Genomic DNA, 20,109 nt, shown 5'->3' with positions numbered 1-20,109 from the left:
TTACCGCGTTTTTGGTTTCGAATCGGACTTTTTAAATCATAAAGATGAGACGATCATGATTTTTTTAAACATATTGTTTTATGAAGATATGATCTTTTCATCGGTGCTAAAAAATAAATTATATAGATGAAAAAAATCACGTATTTTATTGCGATTGCAGTAGTTGCTTTTGCTTCCTGTAAGTCGAAAAAAGCTGCGTTGGAATTTGCATCTCCGGGTGCGAACCAAGCGGTATTGAAGGGTAGTCAAGTGCAATTAAAATTGAAATTTGACGCTATTTCCATGGACTCTGTCGCTTATTTTGTAGACGACAAACATGTGGGATCTTCAACTGATACGGTAGCCATTACCGTTGAGACCAAAGACATGGCCTACGGCACGCGGAATATTTCCGCAACAGTCTACAGTGGTGGCAAGTCCGATTCCGTTTCGAGTACCTTTTACGTGGTTCCGGCGAATGCTAAGAACTACGGATTCCAGGTTGTCAACAAATATCCGCATGATACCACGGCATTTACCCAGGGGCTTCAATTTGCCGATGGGGTATTATATGAATCAAATGGACGGTATGGGGAGTCAAACCTTAGAAAGGTAGATCTGACAACAGGAAAAGTACTGAAGGAAATCAAATTCGATGAAAAAACCTTTGCTGAAGGAATGACATTGGTGGGTAATAAGTTGTTTATGTTGACCTGGCAGCAGGGAGAAGGATACGTGTTTGATAAAAACTCATTTACAAAAGAAAGCTCGTTCAAATACGAAAATAGTAAAGAAGGTTGGGGAATTACTTATGATGGAAAACACCTGATCAAATCGGACGGATCAAACAAATTATTCTTTTTAGACGCAGCTACGGGTAAAGAGTTGAATGCTATTGGTGTATATGACGAGAATGGACCGGTAGATGAACTGAATGAATTGGAATATATTGACGGAAAAGTTTATGCAAATGTATACCAGAAAGATGTTATTGTAATCATCAATCCGGAGACAGGGGCAGTAGAGGAGCGTATTAACCTCGTCGGTATCTATGAGCATACTGCGGCCTATGATAATGAGCTCAACGGCATAGCTTATGACCATGCCAATAAACGCTTGTTTGTAACAGGTAAGCTGTGGAATACCTTATACGAAATTAAAGCCATTGAAAAATAGCCTATCAGGGCATAATATATGTAAATAAAAGCCATGTCCCCGGATGTGGCTTTTTATTTTGCCGCTACCCCCCTATGATACCCGACGTTGTCGAAGAAGCTTTATTTGAAGCTGCAGCGATGATCCGCTGCGCAGCGCATTCGACTGAAGGTAACCTTGCGGTAGTCATGAAGATTCCTATTGGATTCCTAACGTAGGTGACTAGAAGTGAAACTGATTCGGATATCAGTTTGAGCCTTCGAAATACAGCATAAAAAAAGGGATGAAACTTAAGAGTTTCATCCCTTTTTCTTAGATTTTATGATTAATAAATCGGAGTAAACACCCAAGTATCGTCAAAACGAGTTGATCCGTTCAGACCAGTAGTTACATAGCCGTTGCCACCTACTGCGAAACCAATAGCATCCTGACGTGCAGAACCTGCAAAGTTTCCATTGTCATTTGTCCAATAATCGCCGCCGACATTGTATTTCCATACACTGTTGATCACTGCGTTTTTGTATCCACCCACAACAAATGGAGTGCCATTGATGGCAAATGCTGCAGCGCTAGAACGCGTTAAATCATAAGTGTATGTGTCGTCAGCTCTGTTTAAGTCATTCAATTTAGTCCATTTGCTGCCATCAAATTTGTAGAAATCTTTTGGATAAGAACCATTTGAAATACCACCACCAACATAAGCTACATTACTTACAACAAAAGAGAAAGCAGATTTTCTTTTTGCAGAAAAAGGTGCATCATTGATCGCTTGCCATGTGTTTGCTGTAGGGTCGTATTTATAGAATTCATTTGTGTTGGTTGTTCCACCGTTCACGACAGTTTCACCTGTGCCCACATAGGCTGCTCCGTTCAATGTAAAAGCAACAGCATTGGATAAAGGGATCGGTAGGGGAGCAATAGGAGACCATGCACCTTTTCCATTATCAGCCGTAGGGTCAAATTTGTAGAAATCTTTTAAGTTGTTGGTCCCGTCATTTCCACCACCAATATAACCGATATTACCGATTGAAAAACCAATAGCACCGTTTCTCGCTACACCAGTAAAAGGAGCTTTCTCTGCCCACGTGTTGGATGCAGCATCGTATGCATAAGTATCTTGAACACGGAAAGGTTTACCTCCAGCATTACTTGCCAAACCTGTTGAAACATATGCTATATTGTTTATCAAAAAGCTTGCAGCAGATGAAGTTTGTGGCCCTTTAAATGCAGCTTTTTCAAACCATTCGTCTGATTTATCAGAATCGTTATCGTCGTCACTTTTTTTACAAGAAGAGAAAGTTGTAACTGTAAATACAAAAGCTAATAAAACGAGTAGCCAATTTTTCTTGTTCATAAATTATTAAAATTTAGTATAAAGGATGTTTAATTTAATTTTTGGATCATTCTCATTATCTCTTGCCAAAATTAATCTGTTTCCTGTAGAAAACAACCCCGATGTTGGTAAAGATAGATATAATGAAGTGTTTTTATATGCTGTAGTTTTAATTTTTGTCAAATATTCAATTAAATTGAAGGTATATTTCCCATTTGAACCGAAATCATCACCTCGTTGTAAAGGTACTTGTTGAGTTTCAGTCCCATAGGGTGTGGTTACCAGATTGATGGGATTTCCATTATTACTGGCCACCATTAAGATGAGGCTACTAGGCTGTGCGAAATTTGTCGCTGCAGCATTTTCCACTTCGATGACCAGTTCAGCCTTATTTATTGACACCGAAGGATTATTTACTAGTTCTAATAACGTAGGAAATTCCAACTTTGCTACAACACCCGTAGATCCCTCTAAAAATGTATAGCCATCCGTCTGCTGACTTGAAAGTTGTGGATTTGCCAGTGTCAGCGGCGCAAATTTGGTCTGTGAACGGTCTGCCTCAATCTGATTATATTGGAAGGCTTTATTGTCAATTGAAAAGTACTGTTTCCCACTGGACTTTGTCCCTTCATTGTTTAAAAAAGAATAGTGGACTTGTAAATAGACCGTGTCTTTAAAGCCAATAAGTGTGCTATTGTTATTATCAGGCACAAGTGCCAAACCTTTGAAATATTCTTGAAAGCTTGTGTTATTCTGAATTCTGTTGTCGTTGTTTTTGATCATTGTAAACAGTTCATTGCCGATCGTATTGTTAAATCTAAAATGTAAAGAGTCAATAGATTTAACACGGGGTTTGAATGAAAGTTCCGCTAAAGCAGCGTTGTCAAAAGCAAATTTTTGTTTACTAAATATCGCTGCTGAAGTGACAAATACAGGACGTTCGTCAGCAGGTTTTGTCAGGTCTATCTGTGTTTGAGTAATGTCTTCAGTCACGCGATGGACCGAAATTTTTTGAATTTGGGTCGTATCACCGTAATAGTATTTGTTTAGAGGAACAACTAAGCTTACCGAATCCAACACTGCGTCATCAGGTATACTTGCACTGTTCACGGTGCCAATTCCCAGACGTAGATAAGATGTTGACTTTACACTTCCAGAGATCGCGTTGCTATTTTTCCCTACCAGCATCGTTCCTGTTGCAGATGTCGGAATATTGTCCAATTGATAGGTAGAAACTTTGGCTGAAACCGTATCAATCGGTACTACGCCAATCGTTTCATCTCTCGAATTATCCAAAGAAAGTGAAATGTCTTTATTACAACCGACAGCAACTGCCAGCGCAAAAAGTGGAAGTAAAAATTGTATACTACGTCTCTTAAAGTTTTTGATCATATTAATTTTTGAATAGTGCAAAAGTAATCAATGCTTACTGTTAATCAGTGTTATATTTTGTTAAATATGGTTAATTACCACAGCGATTGCAAATCTAGTAATTTAAATTTGTTTTCATTATGGGTAGTAGATTTAAATTACTGATCAGCTTGATCGTTTTAATAGGTACGGGTATTACCATTGTACTGGGGATCTGGCTTTATGGAAGTTATACTAACCGCCGTGATCTTTTTCTGTCCACTGCCGAACGTTCACTCTTCAACGCTGTACAGGAAGTGTATCAGGCGGAAAATGGAAATCAGCGGCTTGACGGCCCTGACAACGAACGAAATCGCCTGCTCAACGATGTGAAAAGTGAATTGCTACCCTTCATACCCGAAGCACAACTTGATCAGGCGCTACAAAAAATACGCAGCCGTCAGCCAAGAAAAGAACATACTTTTCGTAATGATCCAGATCGGAAGATAAAGATATATGCCAAAGATCGGGATAACCAGAATGCCATTATTCCCCCCTTTTTGTTCCGTGATTTTGAGATGAACAAATCCAATCTGGACCTGATAGACAACAAATTCAGGGAATCGCTAAGCAATAAGGGCATTTCAGTACCCTACGAATTGAGCATCGTCACTATCCCGCGCGAACAGGTAAAGGATGTACGTCGTGAATACCGGGAAAAAAACTTGGCCTGGACAAGACCGATGATGGTCAATCCCCTAAAAAGTGAATTCCTCGTGATCAAATTTCAGGAAGATTGGAAATACCTGCTCTATAGCCTAAGCTGGCAACTGTTGATTTCGTTGCTGCTGATCGGGCTTTTGTTGGGTACCTTTTTTTACCTCATGAAAACCATCCTTAACCAGAATAAAATGGCCGAGCTGCGAAAAAACTTTGTGGACAATATGACTCATGAACTGAAAACCCCGGTATCGACGGTGATGGCAGCAGTTGAAGCGATACAGCTATATGGTGTGCGTGAGGATAAGGAGAAGATGGGCCGCTACCTGGATATTTCAAAAAGGGAACTTGAGCATCTTTCTGGTATGATTGAAAAAGTACTGCAGATGGACATCGATGCATCAAGAGGGATTGTCTTGCAACGGTCTGAGTTTGATCTTGTCGCGATGGTAGAAAGTGTTATTGAAGTGGCACAGCTCAATAAAACCAAAGCGGTCGAAGTAGATCTGTTTACCGATCCGAAGTCAATCCTGATCCGGGGGGATGAGTCTCATCTGAAAAATGTTATCAATAATTTATTGGAAAATGCCATTAAATATGCCGGACAACACGTAAAGGTTAAGGTGGACATCAAAGGTACTAAGGAACATGTACAGCTCCGTATTACGGATAATGGTAAAGGCATAGCGCCCGAATACCATCAGCAGATTTTCGATATGTTTTTCAGGGTGCCTGCAGGTAATTTACATGACGTGAAAGGCTTTGGTTTGGGACTTGCTTACGTCAAACAGGTTGTGAAGCGTCACGAAGGTAAGATCAGTGTTGAAAGTGAATTGGGTAAGGGAAGTACTTTTACGATCCGATTACCATATTAGCGTAAACTATGCTATCTTCGATAGGACGATAGCGTAGCAAAAAGATTATTGAACGATAGCATTATGATAGATATTTTATACGTAGAAGATGAGCCGAGCCTGGCAATGATTGTGGCGGACAGTTTGGAAGCGAATGGTTTCCGTGTCGTACATTGTAGTAACGGCGATGAGGCTTTAGCTTCTTTTAATAATGCTAGACCAGATATTATGGTGGTCGATGTAATGATGCCTGTCATGGATGGCTTTACCTTGGCCACAAGAATCCGGGAGATGGACACTTTGCTTCCCATTATCTTCTTGACAGCCAAAGTACAGACCGAAGATGTGGTACGGGGATTTCGTCTCGGGGGCGATGACTATGTCAAAAAACCTTTTAAAATTGAGGAGTTGATCGTCCGAATAGAATCGTTGTTAAAGAATAGTCCGAAGATGCTGTTTGGACAAAAACTAATGATCGGGGATTATACGCTGGACAGCCTGAAGCACCAGCTGATCTATCAGGGAGAAGCGCTAAAACTATCTTTTCGTGAAAGTGAACTCCTCCGTAAACTGTACGAACAAAAAGATAAGGTAATTCCCAGAGAAGAGATTATGCGGGCTTATTGGAGCCATGATAAGTACTTCACGGGGCGTAGCCTGGACGTGTTTATTAGCCGTATCCGAAAATATTTAAGCCAGGACCCAAGAATCAAAATTACCAATGTCCGTGGTGTCGGATATATGCTGACAGTGGATTGAAAATAGTGTTCCACGTGGAGATTTTTAATCCTTTCGCTCCCGGTTTGCCTTTCCGCCCATACCCCTTATATGATACGTAAAGCTTAAGATTGTATAACGGGTAATGGCATTGGACGCTGATACGCGTACCCAAAGGTCATTGACCTGTTGATTGATGTTTTTATTATCGTTGAAAATATCAAAAACAGTCAGATTGATCTCAGCATTTCTCCTTTTGAATAATTTCTTGCCGACAGAAACATTCCACAGCAAACTTTTGGTGCTCGGTGCGTTGAGGATGCTGCCATTGTATAGGTAATTGAAAGTCGAATTTAAGGTCCAGCTTTTCAACAATGTCAATGCAATGGAGTTGCCGATGGTGTGTTTATAAACGGAATAGTTGGATTTCTCCGTTGCGGAGTTTTTTGAATAGGATAAATTTCCGTTGTAATCCAGTCCAATGATGACATCTTTGCTGAAGGCCGTATTCACCCCGACACGTTGATTTATCCCATATGTTTTTGCATTTACCTTCTGCAGATTTAACAATGTGTAATTCTGATTGAAATATACATTGTTATTGAGGTTGATATTCAGTTTTAATGGTTCAATACGATAGCCGAAACTATTATGCCACTTCAGGTTGTATACTCCGTCAAAGTTTTCAGGTCTGATATACTGGCCTCCCGGTCCGAGTATGACATCCTCAGCGATGGCAAATGCGGAATCTGTCGTAAAGATGGTCGTTGAAATCTTATTCTGAATAAAATCTGCCGTAAAATCTGATGTAAAGCTTCTACCCGAAGCCTTGTTGACAGACCTAAACTGCATGACCAGGTTATGGTCATATTCCTGCTTCAGGTTAGGGTTGCCCGAACTGATACGCAGTGGATTTTGGTTATCAATAAAATCTTGCAGCTGTTCAATAGCCGGTGTATTGGTTTTGGCATTATAGCGTACCTCTATACGGGTTTCTTTGTTGAAATTGTACTGGAAATTTAAGTTGGGCAACAGGCTGTTAAAATGGCTCTTTGTTTTCAATATGTTCGGAAATAGTTTGTCGTTTACTTGATTTGCTGTCTGATAGTCCAGCCCAATTTGAAAACGTATGCTATCTTTTTTATTGAATAAATAAGAAAGCCCGGCGCTGTGGTATACAAAGTCATTACGGAATTCATTTGACAGGCGATTTTTTAACTCCCCTAACTGTTCGGTTTCCGCAAGGAATTCGTAGGTTTTTCGGTCAGAATACCGTGCTGTATTACGGAAAGTATAGTTTCCCTGCACACGGGCGTATTTGCTTAATCTTTCGGTATAGGCAATTTTTGTGCGAAAGCCGTTGTTGTCACCATTTGAATAATTTCGGTTGTCTACAGTATCAATACGTTGAGGCAAGCCATCCCGATAATAGGAGTTGAGGGCATAATTGGCCGCATGGCTTTTGTTTGTGCTGAAAGAACCATTGAAATTGACGCTGACTGTACGGCCGGGTTTGTTCAGTCTACGCATATAAGTCAGGTCACCGCCCCAGTTAAAGTTCTCACCGAAGCTTTTATTGTTGCGATTTGATCTATTGAGCGTGTCCTGCAAATTTAACAGTGTATTGCCGATGGAACCACCAAGCCTATCGTTGCTCTGGTAGGAGAAATTAGGCTGTATATCCAACTTTTGGATAGAATCTATTTTCCAGTTTGCGCGCAGGGAAAGGGCATGATTGTTTGTGTAGGTACTGCCGAACTGCTGCTGATTGTTGATTTGATTGGCCCTGTTGCCTGCGGTATATTCTGTTTTGCTTTGGCTGACCGTATTATTGTCCGTATAGTTGTAGGTGTAATTGGCATTGAAATCCATCCGGTCTGCCAAAAAGCGGTCGAGATAATTAAATCCGGCATTGAACCGTGTTGTAACCCCCTGTCCGGTACGGCCGCGCGTATTGCCACGGGGTGCAAAGCCATTGGGTTGGTTGACGTTATTGGTGTTGATATCTATGGAGTACTGACGCTTTGGATTCATTTTGGTGACTTGAGTATTCACCGCGTATTTATTGTCCGGACCGGCTCCGCCGCTGATCTTGCCAAAGTAGGATTTCCTTTTGTCCGGCTTGGTCACAATATTGATCACTTTCATCCGTTTGCCGTCGTCAAATCCGCTGAATTTCGCCTGCTCGGTCTTGTCATCAATGAGCTGAACTTTGGCAATGACATCGGCAGGTAAGTTTTTTAGCGCAACTTTTGGATCAGTACTGAAGAATTCACGGCCATCAATTATAATCTTGTTTACGGCTTCTCCCTGCGCCTTGACATTACCGTCTTCATCAATTTCTACACCCGGTATCTGTTTTACCAGCTCGTCGGCATCTGCAAAATCAGGAGTAACATATTTTTTGGCATCAAACTCCAGTGTATCGCCCCGTACCTGTATGCTCGTCGGCGAGATGCTGATTTCGTCCAGTATGATCTCCGAGCCGTTGAGCTTAAAATTGATGTCTACGGTTTTGCCCGTTAATTTAATTTTTCGGATGTCTGCCGAATAGCCCATTGGCTGTACCGACACGAGATAATCCCCATCGGGAAGAGCTGTGCTGATAAACTTGCCCAAAATATCTGTAGGTGTCTGTAGTTTGCTGGAATCCTTTAGTGCGATGATGGTAACGCTGGCACCTGAAATAGGTTTGGAATTGTTGTTGTCCGTGAGTTTACCGGATATATACTGCTGGGCAAGCACATTCGTCTTTAATAGCAGTAAGCTAAGCGAAAGGATAACAATGGTCCAGGTCTTGATTTTCATTGGTTGAGGATGTCTGCGTCTTTTAATGCGCTGTTATTGGTCGTAAATTTTTATTTGTCAAATTTATGCGACTATTTGATACGAATTACTATCATTTTAGTTACAATAATCCTAACTGAACGGAAAGATTAGATATATTTGCAGTAGAATTAAAAATCAACTGAACGACATAGGATATGAAAGAGAGTGTTTTGAGTAGAAAAGAGCGTATTATGAAAGAAGCGTTGTTGCTTTTTTCAGAACAAGGCTATACCAATACCTCTACCAAAATAATAGCGCAGAACGCTGGGGTTTCTGAGGCTTTGATATTCAAACATTTTGGTAATAAAGACGCGCTGTTGGTTTATTTGATTAAATCAGGCTACCGTAAAGTCCTCACGCATCACCGTGGGATGATGACTTACCGTGAACCAAAAGAGTTTCTTCGGACGATGATCAATCTGCCCAACAAATTGGTTACCGCCGAACCCCTGTTCTGGAAGTTACAGGAGCGCCTGTCGCACCATCCCTTTTCCAAACAGCAGCACGAACAGTTCATGAAACCCGTGCAACCTATTATTCATCGTGCCTTTCAAGATTTGAACTATGAAAATCCAGACCTTGAAACTCAATTTCTATTGTTGATTATCGACAAGCTGTGGAAAAAGGAAGCAATCGGTGAATTGGAAAATGTGATGGAACTGACGCTTTTTCTGGAGAAAAAGTATAATTTGATTTAGTATCCACTATTGAGTAATTGAAACCCAGCATCACATCTCACTTGGTTAGCACATTATTATTCCATTGTTGCCTGCAAAATGCGTCTTTATGCGTTTTTATATATAATTGTTGCAAAAACAATTTCATATTATCCAAAATAATAGCGTTATTAGTGATCTATTTAAGACATTATACAAACTAATTTATGTTCAAAAAATTCAGTCTGGGCCTATTGGCATTGGCCGGTGCGCTCTCCATTGCGAAAGCACAGGACAAGAAAGATTTTGTAAAATACATCAATTCCCAGCACGATTGGGTGGATGCCGTATTTAATACACTGACGCCAAAGGAGAAAGTAGCGCAGTTGTTCCTCGTGCGGGCACATACCAATCTTGGTCAGAAATATATTGATTCCGTGGCACAGGTTGTTCAGGATGAGCAACTGGGGGGGCTTGTTGTTTTTCAGGGCGGTCCCGTGCGCCACGTGGACATGTTCAATCGTTACCAATCCCTTTCTAAAGTGCCCTTGTTGGTCACATTTGATGGCGAATGGGGGCTGGGTATGCGGATGCCGGATTCTACCTTATCTTTCCCTTACCAGATGACGCTTGGTGCCGTGCAGGACAATCAATTGATCTACCGCATGGGACGTGAGGTTGCACAGGACTTTCATCGCATCGGTATGCATTTTAATTTTGCTCCGGATGTGGACATCAATAACAACCCTAAAAATCCGGTCATCGGGATTCGCTCTTTCGGCGATAATAAATATAATGTCACCCAAAAAGCAAAAGCGTATATGGACGGTATGGTGGATGGTGGTATATTGGCCTCCATCAAACACTTCCCGGGACATGGTGATACCGATGTAGATTCACACTACGACCTCCCTCAGCTCCCTTTTGATAAAAAGAGACTGGATACACTTGAAATGTATCCCTTCAAAGAGCTTATTAAAGCGGGTGCTCCGGCCGTTATGGTTGCGCATATGAATATCCCGATCCTGGATGACACACCAAATATGCCATCTTCCATTTCTAAAAAAGTCGTCACCGACCTATTGCGGAACGAACTAGGCTTTAAAGGCTTGACCGTCACTGATGCCATGGATATGAAAGGTGTCAAAAAGTTCTTTCCGAACGGTGAGGCTGATGTGCAGGCCATCATTGCCGGACATGACCTTCTTGAGGTTTCCGAAAATAGTAAACGGGCCATTGATCTTATTCTTAAAGCGATCGAAGAAGGCCGTATCTCGCAGGCGGATATTGATGCGCGCGTGAAAAGGGTGTTGGCAGCCAAACTATGGTTGGGCTTGGACAAATATCAGGCTACCCCGCAGCAGAATCTGTATGCCGATTTACACCGCGCATCTGCAGTACAGTTGATCGACGAACTGTCCAGGGCTGCCATTACGGCGCTCAACTCGACAGAGAAATTGAAATCCTTTAAAAAAGAACTGCCTACAGCAATTATCAATATCGGTATTTCTACCAATCAAACCTTCCAAGATCAACTTGCAGCTGCGCTGACCAACGAAACGCAATATTTTGTGCCGGACAGCTTGAGTAAAGATGACAAGAAACGTCTTATAAAAGAGATCAAGAAAAACAAACAATTCATTATTGCAGTACACGATACGCGACTACGTCCCCGCCCAACCATGCAGCTGAATGAAAATGTGCAGGACCTGATGAAGAAGTTTTCGAAAAAATCCATTTTGACGCTATTTACAAACGTATATGCCTTGGATGGTGTCGAAGCATCGAAGAAAGCGAAGACAATTTTATTGGCTTACCAAAATGATGCTTTTATGCAGAAGGCTGCTGCCGAAACACTGTTGGGACAGAATACCCCAAAGGGAAAGCTGCCCGTTACCATCAACAAAAAATTCAAATACGGACAGGGCAAATAGCATTGCTTTAAAATCATACTAAAATAAAAGAACCCTCCTGAATCGCTGAGCCAACAACAGCTGCGCAATTCGGGAGGGTTCCTTTTTTACTCCACTTCAGTTCAGAGCCTATCGCTCTACCTGTCCCTAAGTCTCTTCATTTGCCTCCCTGCTATCCGAAGGACGGCTCTCATTTTTCATCCGGTCTATCGCTGTGACGACATACTTATACTGTTGATGCTGTTTGATGTCGTCATCTGTGTACTGCAGTTTATCGGCATCATAGGTGATAAAAATAATTTTTCCAGGATCCTTGATATTGATGCGTTCACCTACCGCAAAGCGATAAACAACATAACCATAGGCAGATTCACCATCGCTAGCGGCATCTGGTTTCTGCCAAAAAAGCGTATTCATTTTCCCGTTACCGGATGGTTTTACCAGTAAGCCGAAAGGAGCATTTGGTGGAATGCTATCCAACCAGGGCATTGTTGGGGGAAGAGCAGGTGTACGATACAGGTCATTGCGCATAGAGTCTTGCAGTCCAACCAAATTGTCTGTGAGGGATTTGGAACTGAAATATATACTTCCCTCGACATCATGTTCTTCGCGCAGGTGACGTACCTGTCGGGGAATCTGGCTTTTGTCAGTCCACCCGATCTTATTTTCAGTTACCCTGTAAGCACCGTGCCCGACATAAAAATGCCGCCCATAGGTATGCCGTTGCCACCAGGATACCAATATTTCATAAGCCGCGGCACGATTTTTAAAAGGAAAGTAGATCTGCGGATTGATGTAGTCGATCCAGCCTTCCTGCATCCATTTTACACCGTCCGCATACAGCTCCCGGTAAGCACTTAGTCCACGGGTTTCCGAGCCCATGCTATTGTTGTCCTTATTGTCCCATACACCACATGGACTGATGCCATATTTGACATAAGGCTTTATTCTTTTGATCGCGATACCAAGGTCGCGCACAAGCATGTTCACATTATTGCGTCGCCAGTCTTCAATATTTTTAATCCCGTTATTGTATTGGGCAAAGGTCAGCTGATCCGGTACGGATGTATTGCGACTGTCCGGATAAGGATAAAAATAGTCGTCAAAATGGATGCCGTCAACATCATAATTTTTAACAACGTCCATGATGACATCAATAATATATTTGCGGACATCCGGTAGTCCCGGGTTGAAAAGCTTTTTCCCGGCATATGTAAAGAACCATTCGGGACGACGTTTGGTGATATGGTCATCAGCGAAATGTGCAGGATTCAATGTTGTCGAAGCACGGTAAGGATTGAACCAGGCATGTAATTCCATTCCTCTTTTGTGTGCTTCCTCAATTGCAAATTGTAACGGATCATAGAACGGGGTCGGGGCCTGCCCTTGTTTTCCGGTTAAATATCGGCTCCAGGGCTCCCTGCTTTTTGCATAAAAGGCGTCTGCCGCAGGCCGTACCTGCAGGATGATCGCATTTAAGCCAGCGCTTCGGTGCTGGTCCAGCAGGTCGATAAATTCCTGCTTTTGCAATGCTACATTGTTACTCGCTTTGACAGAAGGCCAGTCTATGTTACCGATGGTAGCTACCCATACACCGCGAAACTCCCGTTTAGGTAGCTGTTGGGAATATGTTCTGATCGAAAATAAACAGATAAAAAAGGCAAAAAAAGAATATAAATATGTTTTTCCCGTCATGCTATAAATTGTAGCCAACAAAGATAGGGAAGCATTTCTTACTTTTTCGCTAAAAAATGTAAGATGTTTGTTGGATACTTGTTAAAAGAATGTCAGCTTGGTTTTCAAAATGATAATAATGCAAATACAGGTAACATTGTACGGTTATTTGTGCTAATTTAGATGCGGTTTTCACAAAAGCTATGAAAAATGAGCTAACCGCAACAATTGAGATTATGAGCAAAGAACAAATATCCGTTTTTGATATGTTTAAGATTGGTATCGGACCATCCAGTTCGCATACTTTGGGGCCTTGGCGTGCCGCCCAACAATTTACCCATGTCCTGCAGGCAAAGGGTGTATTGAATGAGGTGGAGCAGGTCAAGATTTTGCTTTATGGATCTTTGGCCAAAACCGGTGCCGGCCACGGTACGGATATTGCTGTTCTGCTAGGCTTGAGTGGAGACGACCCCGTTACCTTCGATGTTGACCGTGTGACACCAAAGGTGGCCCATATCAAAAGCGTAGGCCAGCTGGAAGTGGCCGGTAAACGTACCGTTCCGTTCTCCTATCAGGAGGATCTTCTTTTCCTGTACACCGAGAGTTTGCCCTTCCATCCAAATGCCGTTACATTTCAGGCCTTTCTGTCAAGTGGTAAGGCCATTACCGAGACCTATTATTCCATAGGGGGCGGTTTTGTCGTGCAGGAAAATGATACCGAGAGTGTTCTGTCCGAAGTAGATCTTCCCTTTCCGGTAGATACCGCGCAGGAACTGCTGCACTGGACGATGAAAACAGGGCTTAAAATATCGGAACTTGTTTTGGAAAATGAATGCGCTTGGCGTGAGGAAAATGAAACAGTCGCTGGTGTACTGAATATTTATAAGACGATCTATGAATGTATCTACCGGGGCTGTCACACTGGAGGGACGCTACCGGGAGGCTTGAACGTAGAGCGCCGGGCGGCGAAACTAAATAAAAAATTGATGCAGGGCCGGAGCTATCAGGATTATGAATCATGGGTGATGGCGATTCGTGAAGGCGGACAGAATTTTCAATATATCCTGGATTGGGTGAGTTGTTTTGCCCTTGCTGTCAATGAAGAAAATGCCTCTTTCGGCCGTGTGGTTACAGCTCCTACCAATGGTGCTTCAGGTGTTATACCAGCCGTTTTGCAGTATTTTATTACCTTCCATGATGGTATGCGGGAAAATAAAATCGTTCAGTTTATTCTAACTGCTTCGGAGATCGGATCCATCTTTAAAAAGAATGCGACAATTTCGGCGGCCATGGGTGGCTGTCAAGCAGAGATTGGCGTATCCTCAGCCATGGCTGCCGGTGCTTTAACCGAGGTATTGGGTGGATCACAACGTCAGGTACTGATGGCGGCAGAAATTGCGATGGAGCACCACCTCGGATTGACCTGTGATCCGATCGGCGGGCTGGTACAGATCCCCTGTATCGAGCGGAATACCATGGGCGCGATAAAAGCCATTACTGCGGCTCAGCTGGCGCTGCAATCTAATCCTGATAAGGCCAAAGTAAGCTTGGATACCGTTGTTAAAACCATGTGGGAAACAGCTTTGGATATGAATGCTAAATACAAAGAAACGGCAGACGGGGGGCTGGCGGTAAATATTCCATTGAGTTTGCCAGAATGTTAAGGTCTTACTGCGTGTTTTTGTTTTTCGTATCTTTGACGCAGTTGAACAAAAATACGCTCATAAATTAGTATACGCGAATGAAATACTGTGCGATAGCCTCCGGTAGTAATGGAAACTGTTATTATATAGCCAAGGATGATTCGGCCATCTTGATCGATGCCGGTATCAACAGCAAGCATATTCACCTCCGGATGTATAATCTGGGTATTATTCCTACCCAGGTCAAAGCAATTTTCATCACACACGAGCATTCAGATCATATTCGCGGATTATCTGTTTTCGCCAAAAAGTACAATTTACCCGTATATATCACCAGAGGGAGCTATGACGGATCCCGCCTGCATTTACCTTCCCAGCTGGTTCATATCATCGCGCCAAATGAGGAAGTTGAAATCGGTGGACTTAAGATTTATGGAATTCCCAAATACCATGATGCAAAAGAACCCTGTAGTTTCCTTGTTTCGGATGGTGTTCATAATATTGGTGTATTGACGGATATTGGAAGACCCTGCGAAAACGTACAGCAAGTGATTCAGCATTCAGATATCCTCCTGTTGGAATCCAATTATGATGAGGATATGCTACGTACCGGGCGATATTCCTATTTTTTGAAAAATAGGATCAGCAGCGGATGGGGGCACCTCTCCAATCGCGTTGCCGTCGAACTGTTCAACCAATATAGGACAGATCGCCTCAAACATTTAATTTTAACACACCTCTCCGGTGAAAATAATACGGTCGACCTTGTTCATGCAACATTCGAGCCCCATTGTGAGCATATCAAGCTTCATGTGGCTACGCGCTATCAGGAAACAGAATTATTTGATATTGCCCATATCAACAGTGCAGAGGCCGCCCTTTCTTAACCTCCTTAATGCCGGGCATTAGACAAAACCCTGGCTACTCTTCTTCCAATATCGATTTGTATAAATGGACCTGCCATCTGTCTGTAAGGCCGAATGACAAGCGCAGGACAGGATGTATTGCTTTTTTGTGGTTTTAGTGGGGCCAGGTAGGCGATACCTCGGAGGGAAATCCAATACGATCTGCGAAAAATGTAAAATATCCTTGATATCCAAAGAATTCCTTTTATATTTGCTCTGTTTTTAATCAGTCTAAATAGTTTTAGGGCTATGGTCAGGTTGATTACGGGGTAAATACCATGTAATAGACGGCAATCTATTACATGGAAAAATCTACAGACAGCGGCAACTGTCTGTAGGTGGCCGGGGCAGTTAACTGCTTCAGTTGCTTCCGATAAAGGACAAGGAAGGACTTGAAAGATAGCGAATTTTAATGATTTTATTCGTTTGACGCTCGTTTTTGACGAGTAGAAACCTTCCTGATAAGTTGCAGAACTATACGCATCAATCAACATATTATGAAAATTTTAGTTTCGCTTTTTACATTTCTTGCAGTATTGTTTTACTGTAACAGCAGCTATGCGCACGCACTTTGGATAGAATCAGCGCCCTATGGTGCAGTTAACCAATCCCATGAGATCAAGGTCTATTATGGTGAATATGTAACCAATGAAAGAGATCCCATTGAAAAATGGTATTCGGACGTGAAGGATTTTACCCTGTTGTTGCATGCGCCCGGAAAGGCGCCTGTGCAGGTACAACTGACCAATAAAGGAGATCATTTTAGCGGTTCATTCCAACCGGCTGAACAGGGTACCTACTTTTTATCTGTCGTAAAAGCCCCCAAAGACTTGGGTGGGCAGACGAAATATGAGTTTTCGTCATTAGTACCCGTCATTGTTGGCAAATCAGGCAAATTGGACTATAGCGCGATAAAAAATCCGCTTCAGGTTGAGCTACAGAATTCAGCCAATGCAAAAAAAGGTGCCAGTCTGCAGGCGAAGATTACCAGTGAAGGAAAAGTCGTTCCCAATGCCAAAGTATCTGTTTTTTCATCCACAGGTTGGGGAAAAGAATTTGTAGCCGATAGCAATGGTGTGGTTACATTCGATGCACTATGGTCGGGAGCCTATGTGCTTGAAGCAAGTACTTTTGTTGAAAAAGCAGGTGAGCACGGCGGGAAGCCTTACGCTTCGTCCTGGCAGGGAAGCACAACATTTTTTGAAGTAAAATAAATCGTTGATACCTACAACTTGGATGGATTCATGCTAAATCCCAAATTTAAATGAATCCATCCTTTATTACATATCTACTATTGAAACACAAATGAACAAAACTTTATCTTTTTTGGCGATTCCGATGATCAGTTCAATTTTTTCGATGGCTCAGGCCCAGAGCAAATTGAAGATTGAAGGGATCCTTGTAAATGAAAAATCCGAACCTATTTCTGGCGCAACAATCAAATTATCAAATACAGGTGTGACCACGAGCACCGACAGTGAAGGACGCTTTATCTTCGATAGACTTTCTGCCAAAACTTACCGCATGGAAATCAAAGCTTTCGGCTACGGTAAACACTCCATGGAAGTAACCGTAAAAGAGGAGGAAACACACCTGGGGCCCATCATTATGAAAGGCCAATCCGAGTCTATTGATGAAGTTGCAGTATACGGAAAGTACTATGAACATTATAAGTTTGACAGTATATCCGGATCATTGCGTCTCAAAACACCGATTTTGGAACTGCCACAAAATATTCAGGTCATCTCTTCGGATCTGATGGCCGACCAACAGGTCTTTGATATTGTTGATGGTATTACTCGTAATATCAGTGGTGCTACACGTCAGGGACATTGGGACAATCAATATGCCAATATCCGCATGCGTGGATCCAAGATTCCAGCCTTCCGTAATGGTATGAATATCGAAGCTTCATGGGGGCCTACAGCCGAAGATGCAAGCATGATCGAACGGATCGAATTTGTGAAGGGACCTGCCGGATTTATGCTTTCAAACGGTGAACCAGGAGGATTTTATAATGTCGTTACCAAAAAGCCAACCGGAAACACGAAAGGTTCTGTGACACTCAATACTGGTAGTTTTAGTACCTATCGCGCAGCAGTTGACTTGGACGGTAAATTAAGGAAAGATGGTAAGTTACTTTACCGTCTTAATGTCGCTGGTCAACAGAAAGATTTTTATACAAAATATAATTATAGTGATCGTGTTGTGATTGCTCCTGTCTTGACGTATAAGATGGATTCATTGACTTCACTGACGTTTGAATATACCTATCAAGGTTCGACGTACCTGTCGAACGGTAATTATGCATTTTCGCCAAAAGGATTTGCCGATCCGGGTATTTCGAATGATTTCTTTGCTGGAGATCCTTCATTCGCGCCAAACAAAATAAAAGATCACAGTGCATATCTATATTTTGATCGAAAACTAAATTCCAAATGGAATTTCCATGGACAGCTGGCCTATTTTAATTTTAATATGGTCGCCACCAGTTCATGGGTGAGTGCGATGCGTGCCAATGGTGATATGTCTCGAACCTATAATATGGCTGATGAAGCTGGCGAAAATAAATTTGCACAATTCTCGTTTACAGGAGAAGAATATACCGGCAACGTGCGTCATCGTATATTGGCCGGTGCTGACTTTGGTACTAAAAAATTCTGGGGTGATTTTGGGGTATTAGCACAAGATACATTGGTCACAAAACCACTGAATGTATATAATCCTGTTTATGGGATCGCAGCAGCGGCAATTCCTAATCCCGACAGGTCCAAAAGTGTTAAGGTAAGAGCTGGAGGTCAAAATTATGTCAACTCCGTATCGTATTCGTCTTTGTATGTACATGATGAAATGGCATTTTTGGAAGAAAAACTACGTTTGTCTTTAGGCTTACGTTACACGATAGCCGAAACCATTGGGAAAACCGCTACAGCAGATCGGACGGATAAAGCGCTTACACCACGTGTCGGATTGAGTTATTCAATAGACAAATCAACGAGTGTTTACGGATTATTTGATCAGTCTTTTGTTCCACAGGCAGGTACTGATTGGGAAGGAAATGCGTTTAAACCTGTTAGAGGAAATGATTTGGAAGCCGGTATCAAAAAGGAATGGGCTGGCGGAAAGTGGATCTCTACTTTAAGTGCTTATCGGATTAAAAGACAAAACGCTTTAACAGATGATATTGATCATCCAATAGCGGGGACTAATAATTACTTTAAAATCGCTCTCGGTGAAACAACAAGCAAAGGAATAGAGTTTGATATCACTGGTGAAGTGCTCCCAGGATTGAGTGCAAACGCAAACTATGCATTGACTGATTCCAAAGTATCGAAAGATGGAAAACAGGAAAATATAGGCAATATTACACCGAATACAGCCAAACACACAGCCAATGCCTGGTTAACTTACCGTTTGCAACAGGGACCATTGAGAGGCTTGGGATTAACAGGTAGTGTTCAGGGGATGTTCGACCGTGCTATTGGAACAACAAAGGAAAGTAACTTTAAGAATTATATAAGAACCGATGGCGGTATTAGTTTTCAAAATGGAAAATACAGTATTTCCTTGATGGTTAATAACTTGTTAGATAACAGAAAGCTATTAACTTCCGGCTCTATTACTAAAACGAGTGAGGCATTGAAGAAGCAGGGTATAGTAGATTATTATACCTATATCGTTGAGGCAAGACGCAATTTCCGTTTAGGTATAACATACAAATTTTAACTAAGCGATTCTATATAAATCATTTATCCGATGTATAGCACACTTTTAGTAATCGTACTTATTGGAGCTTATCTCTTTTACAACAGCAGTAAAAAAGTGAAGTTTCAGCATAGACCGGAGTGGGTGAAAAAGCTTTGCGCACAGACTCAGTCTGTGCGTATCTTGAGTATCGGGTTGCTCCTTTTACCATTTGTGGTAATCCTTTATGTGCAGGGATTTGGCGCTGGATTCTTTGCTTTTTTTGCCTATGTCATGTGCATGATGAGCCTAGTGGTCTTATTGAATCCGTATCGTTATTTAACAGCCTACCATGTCCTCGGACTGTATGCTGCCAGTCTTTGTGTCGAATTTTTGATATCATAATTGATTCTTTATGCCAGCAAATAAAAAATACCTGAGTTCGCCCTTTCAACGGTTTCTGAAAATAACGGCCGGATTTATCGGCGGGTATATTGTTATGCTTTCTTTCCATGTATTGCTGACAGCCATTTTTGAGAAAAAGGATGTTGTTATGACTGCCGGAATCACGGGTTATCTCCTTTGGGCAGTATTGATGCTCCTTGCCTTTCTTTCCAAAAGCGGATGGAAAATATGGGGAATTTATCTACTCTTGGCTTCGGTTTTTTCGTTGCCTTATTTGTTAAAGATGTAATCA

The 20,109-nt window shown here is 42.0% G+C and carries 15 protein-coding genes; 11 read left to right on the top strand and 4 right to left on the bottom strand.

Features of this window, described 5'->3' with window-relative positions:
• Window positions 1–126: 126 nt before the first annotated feature.
• On the top strand, window positions 127–1,155 hold the full coding sequence (locus G6053_RS28845; RefSeq protein WP_165309328.1) for a glutaminyl-peptide cyclotransferase: 1,029 nt from the start codon (window positions 127–129) through the stop codon (window positions 1,153–1,155).
• Window positions 1,156–1,459: 304 nt separating this feature from the next.
• Here G6053_RS28845 and G6053_RS28840 read toward each other — a convergent pair whose 3' ends face one another.
• On the bottom strand, window positions 1,460–2,488 hold the full coding sequence (locus G6053_RS28840) for a kelch repeat-containing protein (protein ID WP_108634706.1): 1,029 nt from the start codon (window positions 2,486–2,488) through the stop codon (window positions 1,460–1,462).
• A gap of 6 nt (window positions 2,489–2,494) precedes the next feature.
• Complete coding sequence (locus G6053_RS28835) at window positions 2,495–3,859, bottom strand: DUF4270 family protein (protein WP_165309327.1); 1,365 nt, start codon at window positions 3,857–3,859, stop codon at window positions 2,495–2,497.
• Between the two features lie 119 nt (window positions 3,860–3,978).
• Here G6053_RS28835 and G6053_RS28830 point away from each other — a divergent pair, with 119 nt between their 5' ends.
• Both G6053_RS28830 and G6053_RS28825 read left to right on the top strand, forming a co-directional pair.
• Entirely contained in the window at window positions 3,979–5,412 is a 1,434-nt protein-coding gene (locus tag G6053_RS28830; RefSeq protein WP_165309326.1) for a HAMP domain-containing sensor histidine kinase, read from the top strand.
• A 63-nt stretch (window positions 5,413–5,475) separates the two neighbouring features.
• Window positions 5,476–6,150, top strand: coding sequence for a response regulator transcription factor (locus G6053_RS28825; RefSeq protein ID WP_165309325.1), 675 nt, complete (start codon window positions 5,476–5,478; stop codon window positions 6,148–6,150).
• Window positions 6,151–6,174: 24 nt separating this feature from the next.
• Here the strand turns inward: G6053_RS28825 and G6053_RS28820 are convergent, their stop codons facing one another.
• Window positions 6,175–8,916: a TonB-dependent receptor gene (locus tag G6053_RS28820; RefSeq protein ID WP_165309324.1), complete on the bottom strand. Its 2,742-nt coding sequence runs from the start codon at window positions 8,914–8,916 to the stop codon at window positions 6,175–6,177.
• Between the two features lie 176 nt (window positions 8,917–9,092).
• Between G6053_RS28820 and G6053_RS28815 the strand changes: the two genes are divergently transcribed.
• Together G6053_RS28815 and G6053_RS28810 are read left to right on the top strand one after the other, a co-directional pair.
• Window positions 9,093–9,635, top strand: coding sequence for a TetR/AcrR family transcriptional regulator (locus G6053_RS28815; RefSeq protein WP_108634711.1), 543 nt, complete (start codon window positions 9,093–9,095; stop codon window positions 9,633–9,635).
• A gap of 185 nt (window positions 9,636–9,820) precedes the next feature.
• Window positions 9,821–11,527 (top strand): glycoside hydrolase family 3 N-terminal domain-containing protein, encoded by a 1,707-nt coding sequence (locus tag G6053_RS28810; RefSeq protein ID WP_108634712.1) that lies wholly within the window; start codon window positions 9,821–9,823, stop codon window positions 11,525–11,527.
• Window positions 11,528–11,653: 126 nt separating this feature from the next.
• Here the strand turns inward: G6053_RS28810 and G6053_RS28805 are convergent, their stop codons facing one another.
• A complete protein-coding gene (locus G6053_RS28805; RefSeq protein ID WP_108634713.1) occupies window positions 11,654–13,201 on the bottom strand; it encodes a family 10 glycosylhydrolase in 1,548 nt (515 codons plus the stop codon).
• Between the two features lie 215 nt (window positions 13,202–13,416).
• Between G6053_RS28805 and G6053_RS28800 the strand changes: the two genes are divergently transcribed.
• The 6 genes from G6053_RS28800 to G6053_RS28775 all read left to right on the top strand — a co-directional run bounded on the left by G6053_RS28800 (window position 13,417) and on the right by G6053_RS28775 (window position 20,106).
• On the top strand, window positions 13,417–14,844 hold the full coding sequence (locus G6053_RS28800) for an L-serine ammonia-lyase (RefSeq protein WP_108635106.1): 1,428 nt from the start codon (window positions 13,417–13,419) through the stop codon (window positions 14,842–14,844).
• Window positions 14,845–14,921: 77 nt separating this feature from the next.
• On the top strand, window positions 14,922–15,710 hold the full coding sequence (locus G6053_RS28795; RefSeq protein ID WP_165309323.1) for an MBL fold metallo-hydrolase: 789 nt from the start codon (window positions 14,922–14,924) through the stop codon (window positions 15,708–15,710).
• A 515-nt stretch (window positions 15,711–16,225) separates the two neighbouring features.
• Window positions 16,226–16,942: a DUF4198 domain-containing protein gene (locus tag G6053_RS28790; protein WP_165309322.1), complete on the top strand. Its 717-nt coding sequence runs from the start codon at window positions 16,226–16,228 to the stop codon at window positions 16,940–16,942.
• 91 nt (window positions 16,943–17,033) lie between these two features.
• Complete coding sequence (locus G6053_RS28785) at window positions 17,034–19,454, top strand: TonB-dependent siderophore receptor (RefSeq protein ID WP_165309321.1); 2,421 nt, start codon at window positions 17,034–17,036, stop codon at window positions 19,452–19,454.
• A 30-nt stretch (window positions 19,455–19,484) separates the two neighbouring features.
• Entirely contained in the window at window positions 19,485–19,817 is a 333-nt protein-coding gene (locus G6053_RS28780; RefSeq protein WP_165309320.1) for a hypothetical protein, read from the top strand.
• A 10-nt stretch (window positions 19,818–19,827) separates the two neighbouring features.
• On the top strand, window positions 19,828–20,106 hold the full coding sequence (locus G6053_RS28775) for a hypothetical protein (protein WP_108634718.1): 279 nt from the start codon (window positions 19,828–19,830) through the stop codon (window positions 20,104–20,106).
• Window positions 20,107–20,109 lie beyond the last annotated feature (3 nt).

Source organism: Sphingobacterium sp. DR205, assembly GCF_011064245.1.
GTDB classification, from domain to species: domain Bacteria; phylum Bacteroidota; class Bacteroidia; order Sphingobacteriales; family Sphingobacteriaceae; genus Sphingobacterium; species Sphingobacterium athyrii.
This window is presented reverse-complemented; position numbering and strand designations above follow the sequence as displayed.

Bases quoted from the DNA above. Each gene is read 5' to 3' on its own strand.
- G6053_RS28835 (WP_165309327.1), bottom strand. From the start codon at position 3,859: ATGATCAAAAACTTTAAGAGACGTAGTATACAATTTTTACTTCCACTT.
- G6053_RS28795 (WP_165309323.1), top strand. From the start codon at position 14,922: ATGAAATACTGTGCGATAGCCTCCGGTAGTAATGGAAACTGTTATTAT.
- G6053_RS28825 (WP_165309325.1), top strand. From the start codon at position 5,476: ATGATAGATATTTTATACGTAGAAGATGAGCCGAGCCTGGCAATGATT.
- G6053_RS28785 (WP_165309321.1), top strand. From the start codon at position 17,034: ATGAACAAAACTTTATCTTTTTTGGCGATTCCGATGATCAGTTCAATT.
- G6053_RS28800 (WP_108635106.1), top strand. From the start codon at position 13,417: ATGAGCAAAGAACAAATATCCGTTTTTGATATGTTTAAGATTGGTATC.
- G6053_RS28775 (WP_108634718.1), top strand. From the start codon at position 19,828: ATGCCAGCAAATAAAAAATACCTGAGTTCGCCCTTTCAACGGTTTCTG.
- G6053_RS28810 (WP_108634712.1), top strand. From the start codon at position 9,821: ATGTTCAAAAAATTCAGTCTGGGCCTATTGGCATTGGCCGGTGCGCTC.
- G6053_RS28845 (WP_165309328.1), top strand. From the start codon at position 127: ATGAAAAAAATCACGTATTTTATTGCGATTGCAGTAGTTGCTTTTGCT.
- G6053_RS28815 (WP_108634711.1), top strand. From the start codon at position 9,093: ATGAAAGAGAGTGTTTTGAGTAGAAAAGAGCGTATTATGAAAGAAGCG.
- G6053_RS28820 (WP_165309324.1), bottom strand. From the start codon at position 8,916: ATGAAAATCAAGACCTGGACCATTGTTATCCTTTCGCTTAGCTTACTG.
- G6053_RS28780 (WP_165309320.1), top strand. From the start codon at position 19,485: ATGTATAGCACACTTTTAGTAATCGTACTTATTGGAGCTTATCTCTTT.
- G6053_RS28840 (WP_108634706.1), bottom strand. From the start codon at position 2,488: ATGAACAAGAAAAATTGGCTACTCGTTTTATTAGCTTTTGTATTTACA.
- G6053_RS28830 (WP_165309326.1), top strand. From the start codon at position 3,979: ATGGGTAGTAGATTTAAATTACTGATCAGCTTGATCGTTTTAATAGGT.
- G6053_RS28790 (WP_165309322.1), top strand. From the start codon at position 16,226: ATGAAAATTTTAGTTTCGCTTTTTACATTTCTTGCAGTATTGTTTTAC.
- G6053_RS28805 (WP_108634713.1), bottom strand. From the start codon at position 13,201: ATGACGGGAAAAACATATTTATATTCTTTTTTTGCCTTTTTTATCTGT.